This window comes from Sphingosinicella sp. SM1-17 (genome assembly GCF_056821765.1).
Genome location: NZ_JBPDIO010000001.1, coordinates 2469511 through 2485289, shown reverse-complemented (window position 1 = coordinate 2485289; position 15779 = coordinate 2469511). Strand labels below are relative to the sequence as shown.

Below are 15779 nucleotides of genomic sequence, written 5' to 3'. Positions count from 1 at the left end.
GCTTACCGCCGTCAGAGCTTACGGGCCGAGCGCATATTGCGTCTGTTGAGGGTTGTCGGGATTGCGGAGAGGCCGCCAACTACAGTGGTCGGAACGTCCTGTGTCGAGTTGTCGTCGAACACATAGCGCACTGTGATCGACCCATCTGGCACCCGACGTTGTGTCCAGTCCAAGGCAACCAAATCAGCCGCGCGTGAGGCAGCGGCACCTGCCACCAGGATAGGTGAAGTCGCGGTGCCCCCCTCCTCGAACTGGTTGAGGATGAACCAAACCGTGTCACCCGCATCGACGCGGATCGCCAGGACTGAGTTTGCATCAGGCGCCGCTCCGCTGGCATAGTAGCGCTGATATCCCGAGCTCGTGATGGCGGCGAAGGCGCCGACCGAGCCGCCTCCGCTACTGAGACGTAGCTGGTTGAGTCCTCCACCGTCGTTAGTACGCGCGTAAACACTCACGGTGTGGACGTTGGTGTTGCCCGAGACGCCGCCGATGGTCACGACCATCGTGCCAGATCCTGCGCTGGCCCTGAAGACGTTCCCATTGCTGCAGATCGTATCTAGTCCAGCGGCCGCCAGCGCTGCGGCGTCGTTGACGATTGAAAGCGTCGCCCCGGTTCCGGTGAATGTGACGTTTGTCGTGTTGATCGGATTGGCATTCGTATTCGTATTCTTGTTCGTTCGAGCCGGCTCCACAAGGAGCCCCTTGAGAACGCCGGTCCCGGGATCATGGTCAAAGCGCGCTATGTTATTGGCCGCAGACCGCAGCTCCCGGGACGGATCGACATATAGGCCGCTGGAAGAGCGGCTAAGCGTGGCTCCAACCGGCATGACCTCGTCGAAGCTGAAGGGAACGCCTGCGGTGGAAGTATTAACTTCCGCGACGGTCGACCAATTCGATACACGCCCATCGCCCGCTTGATAGGCGACTTGGACCTCGACTTGGGAGTCAGCCGGAACCGGACCACTGGTAAGGGTGACGGAGGTGCCTGCAATGGTGTCGGCGAAAGTTTCCTCGGGACCCCATACTGCCGCCCCATCGAGCCGCCAACGCAGGAACCAGGTCAGGTCTGGGCGGTCGGGGGCATCGATCGTAACCCCCAGTCGAACCGTTCCGCCATCGAATATTGCGACAGCGGCGGTGATCGTGGGTGCAGTAAGAAGAGTGGGCGCGACTCTTGTCCCCTTTGCCGCCGGCTCCCCCTCCTCCGTAAGCGCGTTCCAGTTATCGACGTTTGGATCGGCTGCGATCCATTCGAATGTCACGCCTCCCGAAGCCATGTTGCGAACGAGGGCGATGATCTCCACCGGGCCATCGTGGAAGACGGTGCCTGCCTCCTCGATCCGGAGATTGATGAAACGTTCGCCCCGTACGACACGCCCGGCTACGTTCGTGGTAACCGTCCCTCTCGCCGGCGCCATGATCCGCGCCATCTTCCGCTTGGCGAGACGCCGCGCCTGAGGAAAGCTCGGCACCTGCACGTCGAGCGGCTGGGAGAGGATCTGTCCCCGCTGGGCAATATCGGTCTCATCTCGCCAAGCCTCTCCCTCGACCGTGTTGTAATCATGCTCCGCCGAAACATAGGAGACGATGATCTCGTTGACGGCCTGGTCGTCGTCTATGCCGACCCCGTCCCAGGAATAGGACACGATCTCGTTCGGTCCGATCGACACCGTTGGCTGGTAGAAGCGCCCGGAATAGACGACGAGCGCGCCGTCTGCGCGCGGGCTGACCCAACCGTCAAACGTGGCGAGGAAGGCCCCGACCACGTCCTTGTGCTGATCGGTGTGCTTGAAGGCGACGCAGCTGCGATAGCGAGGTTCCGTGCCCCCCGCCTTCAGGGGTGAACCAGCGTCGCAGTCCGCAGCCGCGGCGATCCAGTGATCGATCGCGGGGGCGATCTTGGTCGCATAGTCGACTCCCTCATGCTCGAGCTTGTACCAGAGCAGATGTCGCACCGGGTTTTCGGTCCAGGTCCAGTTCGCTTTGTTCGTTGGATCGGCCGCTGCCGGATCGGGGTAGACACCCCACTGCGCTACCATAGAAGGAATGGGAACCTGGCTTTGCGGGTATGTCTCCTGGAAGCGCTTCATTTTCACTGAAGCAGCTGTCAGCGCCAAGAGGACGACCCCGTCTCCACGTCCGCTCCACTGAGGAATGAGGGATGTGACTGCGGGCAGTCCGGCACCCGGGGTGGTGCCATTGGTCCAATAGAGCTTCACCGCGCCATCGCGGTAGCGGCCGTCTGCACCCTCGCTTACGGTGTTGCCGCTGAGCGTCACGCGCTCGTCAGCGAGATAGAAGGTTGGAGTGCCAGTAATGATGCCGTCGTGGATCGCGTACACGTCAACGGCAGTTCCGTCCGAGGCGGTTTCGAATAGGATGTAGGCGCCCCACAGCCGGGACATGCCGGTGCCGGAGACGCGGGGCGGACGACTGGTCTTTATGGCTGTTTCAGAAGTCTCAGGCTTTATCCCTCCCGGGCCGAGTCCAACGAGTGACGCCGCGGCTGCAAGACCGGCTGTGGTCACCGAGGTCGTGATAATGCTGGTTACCGCGAGGGCAGCCGCTTTTCCTAGACCGGCAGTAGCCAAGCCGGCCGAAATGAACTGGCCGACTCCGGGGATGACGTTAACAGCCACCGCTGCGGCAACGAGCAGGATCGAGCCTAAGGTCTTGCTCACGGCCGCCAAGCCTTGGCGATGCGCAGCGCTTCAGGAGCGACAAAATGGAGGCCGCGCGGCGCCCTGATCGCCAAACGCTGCCCCGTCCAAATGGCACCTGCCTCAAATTGGCCAGCCGAGACTACGGCTATGTCGCCCGCCTCGAGCCCATAAGCGTGGAGAGTGTCTGTCGGACAGGCCGGTTCGAACACTGGGAGGCTCTCACCTAGTGCGCTGTCCCATAGTGAAATGAGCCCCCCGGATTCGGCCTGCACCGCCTCGCATTCGGCTTCGCCCACGACACTGCGCCACTCGGCAGCGAAGTCGGGATGGCCGAGCGCAATGCACCAGTCTGCTGCTAGGGTTGAGCAGTTCCACGGCCTTCGGTCGGCTGCCGCCGCCTTAAGGAATTCCCCGAGCATCATGTTGCCGGGCCCCACCGTCTCGACGTGCCCGCGTTGATGAGGCCGACATAGATAAAAGCGTCGTCATCAGGACTACGTCGACGCTGGTCGGCATCGGTGAAAAAGGCGAGAAGCGCACGCGACCTCTTCGTGTCCCCGGCTGCAACCGAAAGCGTGATCGAGCGCAGACGGCCGTTTGCTGTACCCTCAGACGTCACACCGAGCTTTCGCGCTTCTCCCGCCCACTCCCACTCGACCGGACCGACCTGCTGATACGCCTCGTCGAGATCCATTCGGCCAATGTCGACGCGGGCGCCGCTGACCTCCAATGCTTCTTCCTGCGCAAAGCCGATCGTCTCCTCAGTCACACCCGACAGCGTGAAATCCAGCCGCTCAGCGATGCCGTTGATGAGCTGAGTGAGGTCAGGAATGCTGACAAGTTCGCCGGCGCCGAGCGCGATCGCCGGTGAGTTCCCGACTACGGCGTCAGCTGGTACTTGGAGGTCTCCGAACCCGCTCCAGAAGAGCGTGGGCGGATCGGTAGCGATCCGGAAGATATAAGCCTCCCGATATAGACCCATCAGATGCCATCCGATTGATACTGCGCGAGGCGAGATGGCACGGCCTTGAGGACGCCCTTGCCCATGGCGGCAGCGGCCTGAGCGGCATTGGCGCGCGACACGCGATCGATCTCTGCCATGAGTGCGGGGGTGGTGATCACTCCCCGAAGGTCGAACTGTGGGGAGGAGATGACGGTAATGTGCGGTCGGGGAGGAGTGGCCCGACCGGACCCGCTACCCTTTGGGAGAATGACGCCTGTCTCGCCCCTGGATACACGCGCGACCGGCTGACCGTTGATCGAAAGCAGGTTTCGGTCGATGCCGCCCCGACCACCGATCTGGAACGATCCGCCCGAGTTGAATTTCGGGATGCCGGCGGCGGCTCCAATCAGCTTTGCTCCAATGCCAGCGGGATTGAACCCTCCCCCGCCCCCAAAAATGCTCCCCAGAGCGCCCGCCAGCGGCGCGGTGAGGTGGCGATAGATCAGCAGCCTGGCAATATCGGCGATCATCTGTGAGACGATCCGACCGGCTGTGCCGCCGAGCTTGATGAAGTTGCCGATGGCCTCGGCGAGACCATCGTTGAGGGCAGATAATCCGTTGGCTGCTACCCCCTCCAATGCTTCGTTCAACTCGGCAGCGCCGGACGGAGCGCGGTCGAGGAACTGTTGTAGCGGCGTCATGTTGCGCTGCTCGATGTCTTGCCGCGCTAGCCCATAGCGCTCGCGAGCGGCGGTCTCGGCGCGGTCGAGGCGCTGGCGCTCAAGAGCGTTGATTCCCTCCTGAGTTCGAGCCCGCTCGATGGCGAGCATCTCTTCCTGATGGGCAAAGTCGAGGAGCCGGAGTTCGCTCTCCCGACGCTCGGCTATTGTCCTGGCGAATTGCCCCCGTGCGCGCTCGATCGACTGGGCGTCACGCAGGTCCTCGACCGCGATGCGGTACTGCTGCTCGTCGAGCTGCTGGCGGAGCCGCGTTTGAACCGCTCGCTGGCGCTCGGCTGCCACGGCATCATTGGCAGCGACCAGTTGCTGGCGCTGAAGGTCCGTGAGTCTCCCCTGCCGCTCCAGCTCTCTATACGACTCATTCTGGCGCTGGCGCTGGGCCTCGATCTCCTGAGCGGCGAATTCAGCTATCGCCTCTACCGACTCCACATTCTGCCGGCGCGCGGCCAGAAGCGCTTCGTCGAGCTGGCGAAGTTCATCCTGGAAGGCAGCCTCGTTGCGGGCGCGTTGCTCCGCCAAGCGCTCGGCTTCGCGCTCGGCTCGTTCCGCAGCAGCCTGAGCTCCGACAGTATCGATGGGGAAGCTGCCATTCGGATTGACCGGCCGACCGTTGCGCCGGACCTCGTAATGCAAGTGAGGTCCGCGACTGTTTCCAGCTCCGGGGGCACCACGAGCGCCGCCCGATAGAGCAATCGCTTGGCCCGCGTTTACCCGAGCGCCTCGACTGACGAGAGCGCGGCTCAGATGGGCGTATCGGGTCGTCGTGCCTCGGCCGTGGTCAATGATGACCGTCTGCCCATACCCAGGCAAGTTGCCGACCTCGATGACAGTGCCAGGGGCCGCGGCCCGGACCTGGGTCCCGACTGGAACGGCGATGTCGACTCCAGCGTGGCGCCGGTTCCCCCGCCGTTCGTTGAAGGTCCCGGTCTGTCGTCCCGCGACAGGAGAGAGAAAGCGGACTGAATCGGCATCGGTGCCGCGCCGACTGTTGCGTTCACGCTCGCGTACCTCACGAAGGCGCGCTTCGCGCTGTCGCTCTAGCTCCCGGACCTGGCGTCCGAGCTCGGTGGATATGGTTCCTTCGGCAATAGCACGCTCGCGAGCCTGATCGATCAGCCGGTCATATTGACGTTCTATGCGGTCTTCCTCACCGCCCTGCGCCATCTCAACAACTCGGCGGGAAAGCGCGTCCTGGATCTGGCGCTCGGCCTCAGCAATATTCTGATCGGTTTGAGCCAGGGCCTGTCGGCGCTGAGCAAGGCGCTGTTCCGCTTGCTGGATGCCGGCGATCGCAGCATCGCCAGCTCCGGCAACCATCCTCGCTAGCTCCAGCTCCGCCGCCGCCTGCTCGACAAGAGCAGCTGTCGTCTCCCTGATCGTTCGCAGGCGCAGTTGCGCTGCGATGGCGCTTTCAAGAGCCCTGCGCGCCGATGACTTGTCGGCATCATTCAGCTGATCGAGCGCTTCACGGTTCTCGCGGAGCGCGGCTGTCACGCCTTCAAGGGTGTTGGCGAATGCGGCCTTCGCCCGCTCGCTTTGCTGCGTGTTTCGCTCGTTGTCGCGCAACTTCTCAGTCAGGTCATCGATTGACTCACCGGTCTCCATCGCCCGCCCAGCCACGACGGCGAGTACCGAACCGGCTGCAAGCAATGCTGCGCCCCAAGGTCCCGAGAAGAACGCAGCCATGCGCCCCGCGGCGCCCGTCGTTCCCTCGAGGGCGTTGGCGACCTGCGGCGCCTGCTGCGCGATGACAAGGAAAGGGCTCGTGCCAGCCGCGAGCTGAGCACCAACATCAGCAATTTGATAGCCGAGCAGCCGGGACCGTTGCCCAGCTTGGTCAAACGACCGAACCATCGCTGTCGAGGAGGAGCGGATGGCCGCTTCGGCCCGGGTGGCTGACTGCTGGATCTGTGACGACGCTTGTTCGACCGTCCGCGCCGAAGATCGAATCTTTACGTCATGTCCCTCGGTCGAGGCGACGAGTTCAGTTACCACACGTTCCGCGACCAGAGCCATGGCTCGGAACCTACGTGCTGCCACTTGGCTGGCTTACCGCCGTCAGTGGACGGTGTTTGCCTTCATCGCCTTCTTGAGCCTGTCAAAATCGGGCTCCGGCTTGTCCTTCTCGTCGCTGTGCGCGGAATTCCATCCTGCGAGCGCGACCTGATACGACCTCCAGGTCTGCTCTCGCCAATCGAGCCCCATCACAAGGCAGTTGCCGATGGCCGCCTCGAAGTCGATTTCTTGCGCTTGAGCTTTGCGGGATCGGCCGCCGGCTCCTGGGCCGGCTCGTCTTTTTTTGGCTCGTACCCCTCGATGCGGGCTGCGAGTACCGCCGCTGCTACGGCCCAACTCTCCTTAAGCGGCGCCGGGTGGCAGTACCGTTCCACGAGTTGCTTTGCCGTCAGTGCGGTGACCTCGATTTCCTTGCCGCTTACGAGGCCGCGGCCGCCGCCGATCAATCCCAGCCGGATCGTCTCGAAGAGATCCTCCGCGTGGGCTGCGCCCGCCATCGTGTCCGCAATCGGCACTCCCTCATAGAGATAGCGCCCTTTCAGAACGCGTCCGTAGAGCTCGAAGATTGGTCCGCGCTTCTCCTGAAGCTCAGCCAGCTGGGGCAGACGCAGATCAAAGAGATACTCTCCGTCCGCGAAGTGGAGCTCGAGCGCAGTGGTGATCACGGCGCCGCCGTGTAGGTCCAGCCACCATTGTTCGCGAGGGCGATGTCGCCGGTAGAGTCGCCGTCCCGCGGCGCCGACAGGTTCGCTGCGGTCAACACGAACTCGCCCGCGAAGGTCCCAAGCAGCGCACCTGCATCGGTGCCGTCGTCCCGATAGGCTTCGATGCGATAGTTCTTCTTCTTCCCCAGCGCGTCTTCGAGCTCGGCGATGTTATCCACGTCGGTGAGGCCGTCCCCACTGATGTCGAGCTGCTTGCCGGTCACCTTGACCTTCCGGATCGGCACCTCGCCAGGCTTGGCGCAGTCGCGAACAAAGCGATCCGTCGTATTCGCGCCGCGGTTCACGTTCACGTTCGTGATACCGCAGATGAGACTGAAGACCTCGGGATCTGCTCCATCGCCCATCTTCACGAGCATGAAGTCGATTTCGGTCGGCAGAGCCATCGTCGCGCGCTCCTGTGGATCGGTTCGACGCGACAATAGACGGGGTCGGGAGGCGGGCTTACCGCCGTCAGGACAAACGAGCTTCCGTCAATTCAGCTCGTCCAGCCGTGCCCGATTGCATTCCAAGTCTCTGGTTACCGACCAGTGCCGATACTGGCCGCTGTTCCCCTCTTGCAGCCAAGCAGCCGCAACTTTCCGCGCCGCTTCGCATCGCTCCGCCGCCGTTCCGGCGGCGTCCCTGACGATGTTGTACTGTTCCTCGGCCTTCTCAGCATCACTCGATCCGCACGATGCCAGGAAAGCTGCGGAGACTGCGATCAGCGAGCGCATCCATCGCCGCCTTCAATCACCTGGAATCGCGCTCGCGCTCTTTCCGCCGCCCACTCAGACGGGTTTGGGGAAGCTGCCTCAATGATCAGCGACTGAAGGAAGGCGCGGCCCTCCTCGTTAAGCGTGTCTGCTGCGGCGAGAAGGTCAGCCTGGGAGATGGCCCCACTTCGCAACATCTGCACGAAGACGGCGCCAAGGACCTGCTCGGCGAGACCGGGATCGTCTAAAGACAATTGCGGACGTCACCTTCGCCTGTGGCAATCCCGAGCGAACTACGCATTTCGATCCTGGTGCCTCCTTGCCGGTCAGGCCGGAAATCCCACCGGGTGATCGGCACTCCGTAGGCGTTGTTGCGCAGCACCCAATAGCGCTCGCCCTCACTGCGGACGTCTACGCTGCCAGCCATGCGATCCGCGGCGCAGTTGGCGACGGTGACGGGAGGCTTGGTGCTGGTGAGGGTCATGTCGACCTCTGTGTCAGCCAAGCCCGCCGATGTCGTGGCACAAGCGGCGAGACCGAGCAGCGGCAGGAGCAGAAGAGCTTTCATGGCCACGCAAGATATGCCCAAATGCCGTGTCCGTAAATCCGGCGATGCTCAGCCAGGGAACTCTTACGCGATCACGCGGGCCCTGAAGTTCACAACCGCATGATAAGCTCCAGCTTCGTCCCCGTCCTGGAGCAGTTGGGAACCGGTCCACAGGATCCGGGCCGACTGGCCGCCATCAAGGGTTAGCGCCTTGCGATCGATGGCGGAGGCAATCAGAGCTCCAATGCGGGCTGCGTGATCCTCGGCGGTTTCGACCAATGCTCCGGCGCCGGTGAACCGTCCTTTGGAGAAACCGTGAAGCGAGCCGGTGATCTCGTTCCCATCGACACAAGCCGCCCTGATCGGAACGCCGGATGGAGTGCCATACTTCACGAATGGCCAACTCGGGGCCCCTAGTGGGCTCTGCGAATGGATCGATGACGCCGGCACCACTGCAGTCAGGGGAGCATAGGTCTTCAACGCGGCGAGGATCGCGCGCCGGACAGGCCGCGTGAGGTCATTCGCCATCTGTCTTGACTGCCTCGGTTTTCAGCTCAGTGGCCGCTTTTGCTGTTAGGGCAGCTCGGCCGATCTCGCGGGTGACGGTGAGCTCCTGACCCTCGCGGTAGCTGATGGTCCTGGCGGGTTCGACATGGTCATAGTCGCGGTTGAACCGGACGCGCATGGCTCAAGCTCCTGTCTGCGATTTGATGACGGAAGAGACGGCGCGGCGGACCAGTTCGGTCACCTCTTTGCGCTTCTTTGCCACGGCGGGGCGCATGTACGGCCGTTCGGCCATCTTGGATGTGCCGAACTCGAGAGCGGCTGCGTAAGGCGCGTTGGCGCTCACCTCGACCTTCAAAGGCGCGACCTGGTTCGTCTCGATCGAGCGGTCGAGGACATTGGTGTCCGCGTTGGGCGGCTCGCCAGGGGCGCTGGGGACGTGGCCCTTGCCGGAGACGGCGCCACGCGTGATCGAGAGAGCAGCTTCGACCTCGATCAACTGGCCGGCTGCGAACAGCGCGGCACCGACCCGGCGGACCATCTCCGGCCCCGCCAGGCGGCGGAGGCGTGCAGAGTGGGCTTTGGCGCCGATGATGCGTGCCATGCCTTTGTCTAGGTCGTGGTGATTGTGCGGCTTACCGCCGTCAAACTCTTTCTAAGAAGGCGCTTTGAACGTCCGAAGGCGCCACAAGTGCTGGACTCGACGGGCCCAGAAAAGCAAAACCCCCGAACGCCCTTAGGCGACGGGGGCTGTTGCGCTGAGAACAGACACAACGTCGTGAGGACCAGATAGTCGATACATGGGGACAATGCAAGGAGCACCGAGGGCCGCCCTCTATGTGGACGGGTTCAATCTCTATCATTCCATCGTGGACCACGGGGAGCCGTGGCTGAAATGGAGTAACCTCTGGCGGCTGGGCGAGATACTATGCCGCGCCCACAAAGCGCAGCTCATTAAGGTCGCGTTCTGCACCGCCGTACCGGACGAGGCAGGCAACAGCAGAAGCAACCACTTAACCTACAATTCGGCACTTCGGGCAGTGGGTGTCGCCATAGTTGCGGGGCACCATGTCTTTGAGCCCAACGGAAAGCGGCTGGAAAAGCAATCCGACATTAACCTGGCGCTAGAACTCATTCTCGACGCACAGGATGACGTTTACGACATTGCCTTCCTACTCACCGCTGACTCGGATCAAGCCGCAACAGCACGACGCTTCAAGGACCGCTTTGCGAATAAGAAGCTCGTGGCCATCGCTACGCTGGGGCGGGACGTACCGGAGAAGATTAAGACCTACACGAAGCACCATGCGCCGCTAAAGCTGGTTCAGCTCGAAGAATCATTGTTTCCGAGTTCCGTCCCCGGCCGGGTAGGAACGATCGTCAGACCGTCTGATTACGACCCTCCTTCTTGGTGGAAACATCCCGACGACCGGAGGAAAAAATAGGCTTGCGGTCTCTGCGGACGGAAGCGGCTATGCCCGCCGCCCCCGCGCTTCCCAGTACGTCCCGCACGGATCCCGGCTCACGCTCGCCACCATCCAGCTCGTACCGGCATATGGGCCAGTCAGCACGTCGACGATGGCGGAAGTGTCGAGCTCGCCCTCCAGCGTCGCCGCCAGCACCAGCAGCCGCATGTCGCCGTCGACGAAGCCCTCGGTCAGACGCATCCCCTCCGTAGCCACATCAATCTGGACGGAGCAGGACTTCGCAACCGGCACGCCAGGCGTGACGATCGATCCGCCGTCGTCATAGACCGCCTCGCCGGGCCACTTCGCTAGGGCATCATGGAAGGCCCCGAGGCCCGCTGCGGAGAACCCGAGCGCGATGTCGGCGAAGGCGTCTGCGATGCTCACCAGATCGGGTATCCGCAGCACGGCGGCAGCGGCGACGAGACGACGCGCGGGCCAGCCTTGCTCCGGCGGAGGAGCGTGGCGAACTCACGGCCGTAGCGGGTCGAGGCATAGCCGCCGGCGGCCGCCCGGGCCGCCGCGGCGTCGCTGATCGAGACGTCCATCGCCCCGGAGCGGAACCGGGTCACGCCGGCAGGAAGTGCGGCGCCCGAACCTCCGGACCCCGCCCCAATGCCCTGCTCGGCCATGTGGTGGGCCGCCAGCGCCATGATGGCGATGGCATAGTCGGCCTCGAGCCAGGTTGTATCGACGGTGCGCTCAGCGTCGGTGAGCCAGTATTGGATGGTCGCGTCTGGGACCGCCGCGAAAGCCGAGTAGCGCTGCTTCAGGTCGGCGGGCGTCGGCTTGTCGTAGGCCATGGGATCGGTCCTACGCCGCGCTCACGACCTCGCTTACCGCCGTCAGTTGCTTGTTTGGCGTGCCACGTCGGGGGCAAGACCTATAGATCCGCCAATCATGTGAACAATTTCGGCTAGCTGCCTCGCATGTCGCGGTGTTTCCTCCAGCGGTCCTGGAAGGGCAACAGCGTACGCGATGTCATCTTCCCACACAGCGTGCCTCGCCACGTTCCCAGATCCGAAAATTTCGCGAAGTTGAACCTCTGCCCGAGGCGCCATCCGAGCCGGTACGACCGCGTAGTAGATAACACTGCCTGTCTTAACCGGGGTTGTAGGTCGAGACCGTGCCTCAATCCTTGTTAGTCGATCTGAGATCTCTTGAAGCTGTGAGAGCATAAATTGGCTAGGCGTTACCTCATTCGGGGTAGGCTGAACTATTTGAAACGCATCGACCTCCTCAAGGAATGATCGGTATTCGTCGGCCACGTACGCAGTGTGCTTCTCTTTGAGCTGGTCAGTCAACTGATCGAGAAAAGACTCCATCTCGAGAATGCTGAGGTTCGGAGGGTAGAGGAGCGCCTCGAAATCTTTGATGTCGAACGGGATGATACTGCCACGCTCGGCGATGACGATCGTCGGCTTCTTAGAGGTAAGCCGCATGCCGAGTTCCAACATCACGTTCGCATTCAGGTCAGTGATGTCGCACACCACGATCGGTGCCGCGAATAGGTTCGTCAGTATCCGAGTGGTGATCCGGTCGGTGGCGGCTCCGCTCCACACATTTTTCGGCTCCATGTCTGCTGAGGTGATTGCGCGATGTACCAGTTGCTGCACGGCCGCCCAGTGCAGCTCGTCGTGGCCCGCGGTCGACGAGATGGGCATTACAACGCCACAGATGACCCGATCATCAGCCTGCGTTCCAAGTGCGACTTGGTCGCCCACCCCATCTTGTGCTTCCGGAGCCTTCGCCATTCTCGTCCCCATATGGTTACGCAAACGATACTTCAACGAAGTCCCTTATCCAAGAAGAAGGGGCCGCCCGCCCGAAGGCAAACCGTCCCCGCTCGGCGGTGCTTGTCTGGATCAGCCTCTGAGCAACGCGTCCCGGCGTGCCTCGAGCACCTCCAGCGCGCCCTTGCGGGACTTGCCGGCGGTCTCGGCGTCGATGAGGCGCTGTACCTCATCCGGATCGTCGATCGTCTCGAGGTGCTTCTCCAGGTCGGCGACGCTGCCGTCGAGCGGGCCGGGTTCGGCGCCCGCGTCGCCTTCGACGGTCACCTCCGGATGGGCCTGTGCAACCTCGCGCTCGTCGAGGTCGATCGTCGCGCCGGGCGCGAGCAGGTGCGAGGCCCCACTCTTCATGCGGATCACGCGCGCGCCGGGCGTGGGGTTATTGAAAGTCGCCATGGGATCAGACTCCGTCCATGTTGGTCTTGGCGAGCGGGATCCGGTTCTCGTAGCCGCCGATCGACATAATGCCGGGCACCTCCCACGAGAATGGGCCCTTCTGCCAAGCCGGGAAGAACTGGTGGCCGCCGCCGGGCAGGTGGAAGCGGTGGACCTCCGGTGTGTTGGCATAGGCGATCATGCGCTTCGTGCCGCCGGCGCCCGCGGTCTCGAGGTGCCGGGTCCGCTTGATCGTGATCTCCTGGCCGATCACCGAATTGGCCTGGAGATAGGCCAGGACCGACATGCCGGTGTCGGTCATCCGCTTTGACGCGAGGATCCGGTACGTGCTGGTCGGCATCGCCAACGTGTCCGCGCGATAGGTCTCCTTGGTGTTGACCTCAATCGAGGTGAGCGCGTCGTTCACGACCGCGACGTCGCTGTCGGGATCGGAAGCAGCTGTGATCGCCGCAGGCGCTGTGTCGGCGGTCGCCAGCGGATCGTTGATGAAGCCGGTGGCGAACTTCAACCCGTCGCCGAGCATGCCGACTCGGTGGATGAACCGCTCGGCAGTCTTGGTCGCGGCGTCCGCCTTATCGGCGAGAATGTTGACGCCGAGCTGCTGCGCTCGCTCCAGGTCGCCCCGGTTCCACTTGTAGCCGATGCCGGCCACGTGGTTTTCCTGGAGGAACTGGGTCCGGGTGGCGTCGGCATAGGGCATGTCGTCCGCCGCCACGTCGAACCATTCCGGCTTGCCGGCGATGTCGCCTGAATAGAAGAGCGACCCCGCGGTCCAGACCGTGCCGGCCGTGTCGACCGGCATGAACTCGGCATAGTCAGCCAGCGGGTAACGGACCATGTAGACGCCCTGCTCGACCCGCAGGAGCTGGGGCTGAAGGAAGGCGACGGTCTGTTGGGCGTCGTCCAGGTTGACGCCGCGGATCGCGTCCGCGAATGCAGCTCCGCCTTCGGCTTCGAGGTGGGCGACTGCCGCCGCGACGGAGTCGAAGAACTGAACCTTGCTCATTGCGGCTCCCCTTAGCGGCGCACGATGCGGACCAGGCCCGCGCCGGCGATGGTGTCGTCGAATTCCCAGCCGACAGCCTCGGTGTTGTCGGTGGCAACGTTGGTGATCTCGCCGGCATCCGTGACGTAGACCGGCTGCCGCTTCGTCGCAGCGGTGGTGCTGTGCACCCAGATCTTGCCGCGGTTCTTGATCGGCACATTGTCGTCGGGCGCGTAATGGTCCGCCGGGCGGTGCGCCAGGACCGGAAGGCCCTTGCGCGCCGCGGCGAAGCCGAGAAGGTCCGCCGAGACCGTGAGGCTGGCGCCGCGATCGGCTGTGCCCTGGTAAAGCGGCCGGCCGAACGCGCAGGTCGAGCTCCCCTCGAGCGTTCGAGTGATAATGTTCGACAGCTCGCCGTCGGCCTCCATGCCCGGGTGGCCGTGGGGCGGATCGTCGTGGAACGCGCTCTGGATGACTGCCATTGTCTCGGTCTCCTCAGGCGGCTTGGCCGCGGTAGGCGGTCTGCTTGCTGGCGAGCCACGCGGCGCGCGCCGTGCTTAGGCCGGCGGCGGCATCGTTTGCGCCGATGGAAATGCGGAGCGGCTCGGGCTTCGTCTCGCCCAGCTTCACGTCGGCGGTCATCGCATCGAAGCGCGCCTCGACATAATCGTCGGACTTGTCGGCGACCGCCGCATCCCCGAAGCGAGCGGCAACAGCGGCGCGGCGCACCTCGGAGATGGTCTTGCCCTTGGTATCGGGCAGCTTGTCACCCAGGACCGTTTTGGCCTTGCCGACTACCTCGGCTTTCGCGTCGGCGAGCTCGTCGATCTTCGATTCGTCGACGATCTGCTCCTTGAGCTTCTCGATTTCGGCGTCCTTGGCGCCCAAGGCCTTGTCATGCTCCTTGCGGGCGTCGGCCAGCGCGGTCTCGGCCTTATCGGCGCGATCCTTCTCCGCCTTCGCCCGGTCCTCGAGCTTGCGGAAAGCGGCCTGGACCGCTTCGGCGTCGGAAAGGTCGACCTTCAGGCCGTCGAGCATGATGGTAGCCACTGACTTCTCCTCAATCGCGTCGGTGACGCTCAAAATGACGGGCACAGCATCGCAATTCTGGAAGAGGGTGTTACCGCCGTCAGAAATGCGGCATTCCGAGCCCGCCCGGCCGGCGCGCACCAAGGCGACGTGATTGCCCCGGATCTGGCGCTGGACGGCCTGGTACGCGGTCCCGTCGGGCGCGATGCCGTCCTCGATCGACAGCTCGCAGGCATAGCCGTTGGAGAGCTCGCGCTTACCGGCGTCGATCGCTTCGATCGCGCTGCGGTCCATCACGACCAGGTCGAAGGCGAGATACTGGCCGTCACGAAGCGCGCCGGCATTGACCCCCTTGGCGTGGCGCTTCCAGTTGTCGGCGGTGACGGCCTCCGAAGGATGATCGTCCGTGATCGGCTTCATGAGGAAGCTGTGGACCGCGTCTTTCGCGAAGACCTCGTCTTCGGGTCGGTAGACCTTTACAACTTGGTCAGCGGCGAAGTGCTTCCCCTCGGGGTCGATCTCACGCCCAAGATAATCGTAGACGCCAGCTCGGGCGGCCCTGGCACGGACGGCGTAGTAGCCCTCCTTGGTCCGGCGGGGCTTGCCTAGCTTGAGACGGTCGGCGAGGAGGATGTGCATGCCGCGGCGTGTACCGCGCAAAGGATGTGTCGCTTACCGCCGTCAGACGAGCGCGGAAGGATATGTTCGTCATGGATGAAATGCTTTTCTGGACTAAATGGGCGGCTATCGGACAGCTAGCAGGCGCGGCCGCCACATTCATGGCAGTCGTCGCTTCACTTTGGATTGCGTACCATGGGCGCCGACCACGGCTGAAAGTCAGAGTTGGAAGGCGCCTCGTTTTTGGTGCGGGTGAGGAACACCCTCCCGTCCTGATGTTCTCAGTTGTGAACTTGGGCGAGCGTCCCGTCCACATTCGTGGTCTCGGCTGGACCACTGGCTGGGTAAGGTGGGCTCCAAAGTGGCTTCGAAAGAAGGCCGCGATCCAGTTAACAGGCGGCATTGGGATTGGAGCGCAGCCGCCCTTTGAGATCCAGGCGGGAAGCGAAGTCTCGTGCTACGCGCTCATGCAGAACTTTCTGGAAGGTGTGGCTCGCAAGGCGGAGGACCCCTTGTTCACGCGCGATTATCCGTTGTTTGGCCGCAGGCTCACGAGGGTTCGAGCTTACGCTTACACTGCCGATGGGTACACGGTTCGAGCAAAGCCAGAGCCAGAGGTGCTGTCCCTTCTGCTGGAGACGGAACTCCAGCAGCACAAGTGA

General features: G+C 63.3%; 22 protein-coding genes and 2 pseudogenes. 4 read left to right on the top strand and 20 right to left on the bottom strand.

Features of this window, described 5'->3' with window-relative positions; genetic code table 11:
* Nucleotides 1–11 precede the first annotated feature (11 nt).
* Genes ACRYLT_RS12450 through ACRYLT_RS12435 form a run of 4 tightly spaced genes read right to left on the bottom strand, consistent with a single transcriptional unit; the run spans nucleotide 12 to nucleotide 4436 of the window.
* A complete protein-coding gene (locus ACRYLT_RS12450) occupies nucleotides 12–2681 on the bottom strand; it encodes a phage head spike fiber domain-containing protein (protein WP_482664408.1) in 2670 nt (889 codons plus the stop codon).
* A complete protein-coding gene (locus ACRYLT_RS12445; protein ID WP_482665442.1) occupies nucleotides 2678–3082 on the bottom strand; it encodes a DUF6950 family protein in 405 nt (134 codons plus the stop codon). Before ACRYLT_RS12445 ends, ACRYLT_RS12450 begins: the two co-directional genes overlap by 4 nt.
* The gene (locus tag ACRYLT_RS12440) at nucleotides 3082–3645 is read right to left on the bottom strand and encodes a hypothetical protein (RefSeq protein ID WP_482664407.1); all 564 of its coding nucleotides are present in this window, start codon (nucleotides 3643–3645) and stop codon (nucleotides 3082–3084) included. Before ACRYLT_RS12440 ends, ACRYLT_RS12445 begins: the two co-directional genes overlap by 1 nt.
* Entirely contained in the window at nucleotides 3645–4436 is a 792-nt protein-coding gene (locus ACRYLT_RS12435; protein WP_482665476.1) for a hypothetical protein, read from the bottom strand. Before ACRYLT_RS12435 ends, ACRYLT_RS12440 begins: the two co-directional genes overlap by 1 nt.
* Before the next feature lie 9 nt (nucleotides 4437–4445).
* Here ACRYLT_RS12435 and ACRYLT_RS12430 point away from each other — a divergent pair, with 9 nt between their 5' ends.
* Nucleotides 4446–5033 carry a hypothetical protein gene (locus ACRYLT_RS12430; protein ID WP_482665475.1) on the top strand — a complete coding sequence of 196 codons (588 nt, stop codon included), beginning with the start codon at nucleotides 4446–4448 and terminating at the stop codon, nucleotides 5031–5033.
* On the opposite strand, the pseudogene ACRYLT_RS12425 reads toward ACRYLT_RS12430, so the two are convergent.
* Nucleotides 4998–5510, bottom strand: a pseudogene (locus tag ACRYLT_RS12425) (M23 family metallopeptidase); the annotation flags it as partial. The gene ACRYLT_RS12430 and the pseudogene ACRYLT_RS12425 overlap by 36 nt on opposite strands.
* On the opposite strand from ACRYLT_RS12425, the gene ACRYLT_RS12420 reads away from it, so the two are divergent.
* Nucleotides 5472–5672, top strand: coding sequence for a hypothetical protein (locus tag ACRYLT_RS12420; protein WP_482665474.1), 201 nt, complete (start codon nucleotides 5472–5474; stop codon nucleotides 5670–5672). The pseudogene ACRYLT_RS12425 and the gene ACRYLT_RS12420 sit on opposite strands and share 39 nt — an antisense overlap.
* Nucleotides 5673–5684: 12 nt before the next feature.
* Here the strand turns inward: ACRYLT_RS12420 and ACRYLT_RS12415 are convergent.
* The 8 genes and pseudogenes from ACRYLT_RS12415 to ACRYLT_RS12380 form a co-directional block, all read right to left on the bottom strand.
* Nucleotides 5685–6200 (bottom strand): annotated as a pseudogene (locus tag ACRYLT_RS12415) (phage tail length tape measure family protein); the annotation flags it as partial.
* Nucleotides 6201–6550: 350 nt separating this feature from the next.
* Nucleotides 6551–7027 (bottom strand): hypothetical protein, encoded by a 477-nt coding sequence (locus tag ACRYLT_RS12410; protein ID WP_482664406.1) that lies wholly within the window; start codon nucleotides 7025–7027, stop codon nucleotides 6551–6553.
* A complete protein-coding gene (locus ACRYLT_RS12405; RefSeq protein WP_482664405.1) occupies nucleotides 7024–7443 on the bottom strand; it encodes a phage tail tube protein in 420 nt (139 codons plus the stop codon). Before ACRYLT_RS12405 ends, ACRYLT_RS12410 begins: the two co-directional genes overlap by 4 nt.
* Before the next feature lie 114 nt (nucleotides 7444–7557).
* Nucleotides 7558–7800 carry a hypothetical protein gene (locus ACRYLT_RS12400; protein ID WP_482664404.1) on the bottom strand — a complete coding sequence of 81 codons (243 nt, stop codon included), beginning with the start codon at nucleotides 7798–7800 and terminating at the stop codon, nucleotides 7558–7560.
* Nucleotides 7801–8023: 223 nt separating this feature from the next.
* Complete coding sequence (locus tag ACRYLT_RS12395) at nucleotides 8024–8347, bottom strand: hypothetical protein (protein WP_482664403.1); 324 nt, start codon at nucleotides 8345–8347, stop codon at nucleotides 8024–8026.
* 63 nt (nucleotides 8348–8410) lie between these two features.
* Nucleotides 8411–8854, bottom strand: coding sequence for a DUF3168 domain-containing protein (locus tag ACRYLT_RS12390; protein WP_482664402.1), 444 nt, complete (start codon nucleotides 8852–8854; stop codon nucleotides 8411–8413).
* Nucleotides 8844–9011: a hypothetical protein gene (locus tag ACRYLT_RS12385; protein ID WP_482664401.1), complete on the bottom strand. Its 168-nt coding sequence runs from the start codon at nucleotides 9009–9011 to the stop codon at nucleotides 8844–8846. The genes ACRYLT_RS12390 and ACRYLT_RS12385 overlap by 11 nt, the downstream gene beginning before the upstream one ends.
* A 3-nt stretch (nucleotides 9012–9014) precedes the next feature.
* Nucleotides 9015–9434: an HK97-gp10 family putative phage morphogenesis protein gene (locus tag ACRYLT_RS12380; RefSeq protein ID WP_482664400.1), complete on the bottom strand. Its 420-nt coding sequence runs from the start codon at nucleotides 9432–9434 to the stop codon at nucleotides 9015–9017.
* Between the two features lie 235 nt (nucleotides 9435–9669).
* Here ACRYLT_RS12380 and ACRYLT_RS12375 point away from each other — a divergent pair, with 235 nt between their 5' ends.
* Nucleotides 9670–10275 carry an NYN domain-containing protein gene (locus tag ACRYLT_RS12375; RefSeq protein WP_482664399.1) on the top strand — a complete coding sequence of 202 codons (606 nt, stop codon included), beginning with the start codon at nucleotides 9670–9672 and terminating at the stop codon, nucleotides 10273–10275.
* 27 nt (nucleotides 10276–10302) lie between these two features.
* On the opposite strand, the gene ACRYLT_RS12370 is transcribed toward ACRYLT_RS12375, so the two are convergent.
* The 7 genes from ACRYLT_RS12370 to ACRYLT_RS12340 all read right to left on the bottom strand — a co-directional run bounded on the left by ACRYLT_RS12370 (nucleotide 10303) and on the right by ACRYLT_RS12340 (nucleotide 15138).
* Nucleotides 10303–10683: a hypothetical protein gene (locus tag ACRYLT_RS12370; protein WP_482664398.1), complete on the bottom strand. Its 381-nt coding sequence runs from the start codon at nucleotides 10681–10683 to the stop codon at nucleotides 10303–10305.
* Complete coding sequence (locus tag ACRYLT_RS12365) at nucleotides 10680–11099, bottom strand: DUF4054 domain-containing protein (RefSeq protein WP_482664397.1); 420 nt, start codon at nucleotides 11097–11099, stop codon at nucleotides 10680–10682. The genes ACRYLT_RS12370 and ACRYLT_RS12365 overlap by 4 nt, the downstream gene beginning before the upstream one ends.
* A gap of 42 nt (nucleotides 11100–11141) precedes the next feature.
* A complete protein-coding gene (locus ACRYLT_RS12360) occupies nucleotides 11142–12050 on the bottom strand; it encodes a hypothetical protein (protein WP_482664396.1) in 909 nt (302 codons plus the stop codon).
* Nucleotides 12051–12161: 111 nt separating this feature from the next.
* Nucleotides 12162–12485, bottom strand: coding sequence for a hypothetical protein (locus ACRYLT_RS12355; RefSeq protein ID WP_482664395.1), 324 nt, complete (start codon nucleotides 12483–12485; stop codon nucleotides 12162–12164).
* Nucleotides 12486–12489: 4 nt separating this feature from the next.
* A complete protein-coding gene (locus ACRYLT_RS12350) occupies nucleotides 12490–13491 on the bottom strand; it encodes a major capsid family protein (RefSeq protein WP_482664394.1) in 1002 nt (333 codons plus the stop codon).
* 11 nt (nucleotides 13492–13502) lie between these two features.
* Nucleotides 13503–13952, bottom strand: coding sequence for a structural cement protein Gp24 (locus ACRYLT_RS12345; RefSeq protein WP_482664393.1), 450 nt, complete (start codon nucleotides 13950–13952; stop codon nucleotides 13503–13505).
* Between the two features lie 13 nt (nucleotides 13953–13965).
* Nucleotides 13966–15138, bottom strand: coding sequence for a DUF2213 domain-containing protein (locus ACRYLT_RS12340; RefSeq protein WP_482664392.1), 1173 nt, complete (start codon nucleotides 15136–15138; stop codon nucleotides 13966–13968).
* A gap of 71 nt (nucleotides 15139–15209) precedes the next feature.
* Between ACRYLT_RS12340 and ACRYLT_RS12335 the strand changes: the two genes are divergently transcribed.
* On the top strand, nucleotides 15210–15779 hold the full coding sequence (locus ACRYLT_RS12335; RefSeq protein ID WP_482664391.1) for a hypothetical protein: 570 nt from the start codon (nucleotides 15210–15212) through the stop codon (nucleotides 15777–15779).

Bases quoted from the DNA above. Each gene is read 5' to 3' on its own strand.
- ACRYLT_RS12445 (WP_482665442.1), bottom strand. From the start codon at position 3,082: ATGCTCGGGGAATTCCTTAAGGCGGCGGCAGCCGACCGAAGGCCGTGG.
- ACRYLT_RS12440 (WP_482664407.1), bottom strand. From the start codon at position 3,645: ATGGGTCTATATCGGGAGGCTTATATCTTCCGGATCGCTACCGATCCG.
- ACRYLT_RS12435 (WP_482665476.1), bottom strand. From the start codon at position 4,436: ATGCTCGCCATCGAGCGGGCTCGAACTCAGGAGGGAATCAACGCTCTT.
- ACRYLT_RS12430 (WP_482665475.1), top strand. From the start codon at position 4,446: ATGGGCAAAGTCGAGGAGCCGGAGTTCGCTCTCCCGACGCTCGGCTAT.
- ACRYLT_RS12405 (WP_482664405.1), bottom strand. From the start codon at position 7,443: ATGCTCGTGAAGATGGGCGATGGAGCAGATCCCGAGGTCTTCAGTCTC.
- ACRYLT_RS12400 (WP_482664404.1), bottom strand. From the start codon at position 7,800: ATGCGCTCGCTGATCGCAGTCTCCGCAGCTTTCCTGGCATCGTGCGGA.
- ACRYLT_RS12395 (WP_482664403.1), bottom strand. From the start codon at position 8,347: ATGAAAGCTCTTCTGCTCCTGCCGCTGCTCGGTCTCGCCGCTTGTGCC.
- ACRYLT_RS12390 (WP_482664402.1), bottom strand. From the start codon at position 8,854: ATGGCGAATGACCTCACGCGGCCTGTCCGGCGCGCGATCCTCGCCGCG.
- ACRYLT_RS12385 (WP_482664401.1), bottom strand. From the start codon at position 9,011: ATGCGCGTCCGGTTCAACCGCGACTATGACCATGTCGAACCCGCCAGG.
- ACRYLT_RS12380 (WP_482664400.1), bottom strand. From the start codon at position 9,434: ATGGCACGCATCATCGGCGCCAAAGCCCACTCTGCACGCCTCCGCCGC.
- ACRYLT_RS12365 (WP_482664397.1), bottom strand. From the start codon at position 11,099: ATGGCCTACGACAAGCCGACGCCCGCCGACCTGAAGCAGCGCTACTCG.
- ACRYLT_RS12360 (WP_482664396.1), bottom strand. From the start codon at position 12,050: ATGGCGAAGGCTCCGGAAGCACAAGATGGGGTGGGCGACCAAGTCGCA.
- ACRYLT_RS12355 (WP_482664395.1), bottom strand. From the start codon at position 12,485: ATGGCGACTTTCAATAACCCCACGCCCGGCGCGCGCGTGATCCGCATG.
- ACRYLT_RS12350 (WP_482664394.1), bottom strand. From the start codon at position 13,491: ATGAGCAAGGTTCAGTTCTTCGACTCCGTCGCGGCGGCAGTCGCCCAC.
- ACRYLT_RS12345 (WP_482664393.1), bottom strand. From the start codon at position 13,952: ATGGCAGTCATCCAGAGCGCGTTCCACGACGATCCGCCCCACGGCCAC.
- ACRYLT_RS12340 (WP_482664392.1), bottom strand. From the start codon at position 15,138: ATGCACATCCTCCTCGCCGACCGTCTCAAGCTAGGCAAGCCCCGCCGG.
- ACRYLT_RS12335 (WP_482664391.1), top strand. From the start codon at position 15,210: ATGGATGAAATGCTTTTCTGGACTAAATGGGCGGCTATCGGACAGCTA.